The following is a 3132-nucleotide window of genomic DNA, read 5'->3' as shown; positions in this document are numbered from 1 at the left end:
ACGCCGCAGCCGATGTAGCAGATCTTGTCGAAGGGGGCGTCGGGATTGACCTTGGCGACGGCGATTTCCGGCAGCACCGTGTAGTTGGCGAAGGTCGAGCAGCCCATGTAGTGGTGGATCTTGTCGTTGCCGATCGAGAAGCGCGAGGTGCCGTCCGGCATCAGGCCCTGGCCTTGCGTCGCGCGGATCGCGGTGCACAGGTTGGTCTTGCGCGACAGGCACGACGGGCAGGAGCGGCATTCGGGCGTATAGAGCGGAATGACATGGTCGCCCTTCTTCACCGAGGTGACGCCCGGGCCGACGTCGACGACGATGCCGGCCCCTTCATGGCCGAGGATCGCCGGGAACAGGCCTTCCGGATCGGCACCCGACAGCGTGAAGTCGTCGGTGTGGCAGATGCCGGTGGCCTTGACCTCGATCAGCACCTCGCCGGCCCGTGGGCCTTCGAGTTGAACCGTCATGACCTCGAGCGGCTTGCCTGCCTGAACGGCAACGGCGGCGCGTACATCCATCTATTTTCTCCTTGGACTGAAATGACTTCGGGCCGCCACAGGACGGCGGCCCGTATGGAATCGCAATGGGTTATCGAATGTTCTGTTGAACGCGATTGAGTTCCATCTCAAGTGCGGCGATCGCCTTGCCGGTCTGTTCGTGCAGCTTCTTGACCAAGGCAAGCTGTTCGCGAAGACCGTCGCGCTCGTCATCGACCGTGTCCGAATCCGGCGCCTTGCCGAGGCCGGCAATCAGCCACGCCGGGGTAACGCCCAGCACGCCGGCAAGCAGGAAGAGCCGGTTCGTCCGGGGTTCGGCACGGTCGCGCTCCCAGGCGGCGACCGTTTCGGTGCGTACCCCAAGCTGGTCGGCAAGATCCTTGGTGCTGAGATTGGCGGCGTCGCGCGCCCTCCAGATGCGTCCACCCAGCGTGTCACCATCACTGGTATCGCGCAGGCGGGCAATCATCGTTTCGGTGGACAAGCGCATGGATATCTCCTTTGCCACGGTTACGTTCAAAGGTCCCGGAGAAGAGGCAGAGAGCCGCTTTCGATTTCCGGGGCGGAAGATTGTCCTGAGCTTATAGGCATTTGACCGGCGAGGGACCACCCCGAAGCGCCAAAAACACCGTCAATTGCGGCTAAGGCGCGGATAGTTCGTTCTCCGTCGCATCTTCGGCCGTTGAAAAGCATGGCTCAGGCTCTAATGTGCGGCGGCCAACCGGAGCTTGCCCTTATGACTGACGCCCGAACTGCGGCCGCCGAGCCCACCGATACCGTGATGCAAGGCGTCGCCATCATGCTGTTCGCGATGGTCATCCTGCCCGGCATGGATGTGATTGCGAAATACATGGCTGTCTACGAGGGCATGTCGCCCGGCCAGGTGACATTCTATCGATTCTTCTTCCAGCTCGTGGCGACCTTGCCCATGCTGCTTCGCGCCGGCGGCTTGCGGGCGCTGAAGCCGAAGCGCCCCTTCGCCAATCTGCTGCGCGGCGTGCTGCTGGCAACAGCTGCCTTGTTCTTCTTCATTTCCGTGAAGTACATGCCGCTCGCCGACACCTTTGCCATCTATTTCGTCGAGCCCTTCATCCTGACCTGCCTTTCAGCCGTGTTCCTGAAGGAGAAGGTCGGTTGGCGGCGCTGGCTTGCCATCGTCGTCGGCTTCGGCGGAGCGATGATCGTCATCCAGCCGAGTTTTGCCGCTTTCGGCCTAACTGCGCTGTTGCCGGTTGCCTGCGCCTTCGTCTTTGCCTGCTATCTGCTTCTCAATCGCGCGGTCGGGACGGGCGACTCGCCGCTGACGATGCAGACCATCGCCGGAATCGGCGGCACGCTGATGATGGGGCTGGTGATTTTGGTCGGCAACGGCATGGGGAGTGCCGATTTCGTGCCCTCGTTGCCGAAGTCGCCGCTTGGGTGGACACTGGTTGTCGTGCTCGGCGCGCTCTCAGGCTACGGCCACCTGCTGGTCGTCAAGGCCTTCCGGGCAGCACCGGTGTCGTTGCTGGCGCCGTTCCACTACTTCGAGATCGTTACGGCGACGGCGCTCGGCTACCTCATCTTCGGAGACTTCCCGTCGCTCTCCAAATGGCTTGGCATCGCCATCATCGTCGGCTCGGGGCTCTTTATTATCTGGCGCGAGCGGCAAGCCAGCAGGCGGGCCGCAGGCTGATCAGGGTCACGCCGCGTCGTTCCTGGTCGGGCCGAAGATCGCCTCGAACGCCTCGCGCAGGCGGATGTCGACATCGGTCATCATGACCGGCAGGCCAAGGTCAACGAGGCTGGTCACGCCGTAACCGCGAATGCCGCAGGGCACGATGCCGCCGAAGTGGTCGAGATCCGGATCGACGTTCAGAGCGAAGCCGTGAAAGCTCACCCATTTGCGCAGACGGATCCCGATCGCGGCGATCTTGTCTTCCGCCATGGCTCCATCGGGCAGGGGAGGCTTTTCCGGGCGGCGCACCCAGACCCCAACCCGGTCTTCGCGCCGCTCGCCCCGGACATTCATCGAATCGAGCGTAGAGATCACGACGCTTTCCAGCGCCGCAACGAAGGCGCGTACGTCCTGCTTCCGGCGCTTGAGATCGAGCATGACGTAAACGACGCGCTGGCCCGGCCCGTGATAGGTGTATTCGCCGCCGCGGCCAGTGGCGAACACCGGAAAGCGATCGGGCATCACCAGGTCAGCGACATCGGCACTGGTGCCGGCTGTATAAAGTGGGGGATGTTCCACCAGCCAGACGAGTTCGTCAGCGGTGCCAGCGGCGATTGCCGCAGCTTCCTGCTCCATCAGCTCGACCGCCTGTGGATAATCCACCAGTTCGGAGGCAATTCGCCAGCGAACCGGGGCCGATTCTGGAGGGGCAAACATGTCCTGGTTCAGATTGTCACGCTGCATTCGCTCGGTATTCCTGTGCCTTGAGAGCTTGTACATGGGATGAGGCGAGGCAAGAGTCCAGCGTTTCCAAGGCTTCGCGAACGGGCTGTTGAAATAGTTTTCGTTCCCGTCAAATTTCTGTCGTCATCCCCTTGTGCCCCCCAGGAGCTTTTGCTACATGCAGCCCCGTCGGCGCAAGTCGACATCTACCACGATGCGGTCGTGGCGGAATTGGTAGACGCGCAGCGTTGAGGTCGCTGT

The 3132-nt window shown here is 62.4% G+C and carries 4 protein-coding genes; 1 reads left to right on the top strand and 3 read right to left on the bottom strand.

Going from position 1 to position 3132, the window contains the following annotated elements; genetic code table 11:
- Together I8N66_RS36835 and I8N66_RS36830 are read right to left on the bottom strand one after the other, a co-directional pair.
- A partial coding sequence (locus I8N66_RS36835) for an alcohol dehydrogenase catalytic domain-containing protein (RefSeq protein ID WP_291165427.1) occupies positions 1 to 512 on the bottom strand: 512 nt, incomplete at its 3' end.
- 70 nt (positions 513 to 582) lie between these two features.
- A complete protein-coding gene (locus I8N66_RS36830; RefSeq protein ID WP_113537754.1) occupies positions 583 to 981 on the bottom strand; it encodes a helix-turn-helix domain-containing protein in 399 nt (132 codons plus the stop codon).
- 246 nt (positions 982 to 1227) lie between these two features.
- Here I8N66_RS36830 and I8N66_RS36825 point away from each other — a divergent pair, with 246 nt between their 5' ends.
- The gene (locus I8N66_RS36825) at positions 1228 to 2166 is read left to right on the top strand and encodes a DMT family transporter (protein WP_291165424.1); all 939 of its coding nucleotides are present in this window, start codon (positions 1228 to 1230) and stop codon (positions 2164 to 2166) included.
- Between the two features lie 6 nt (positions 2167 to 2172).
- On the opposite strand, the gene lipB is transcribed toward I8N66_RS36825, so the two are convergent.
- Complete coding sequence (lipB, locus tag I8N66_RS36820) at positions 2173 to 2892, bottom strand: lipoyl(octanoyl) transferase LipB (protein WP_113537753.1); 720 nt, start codon at positions 2890 to 2892, stop codon at positions 2173 to 2175.
- Positions 2893 to 3132 lie beyond the last annotated feature (240 nt).

This window comes from Ensifer sp. SSB1 (assembly GCF_016652895.1).
Classification (GTDB): domain Bacteria; phylum Pseudomonadota; class Alphaproteobacteria; order Rhizobiales; family Rhizobiaceae; genus Ensifer.
Note: the sequence above shows the minus strand (reverse complement) of the source record. Positions and strands in the feature narration are given on the sequence as shown.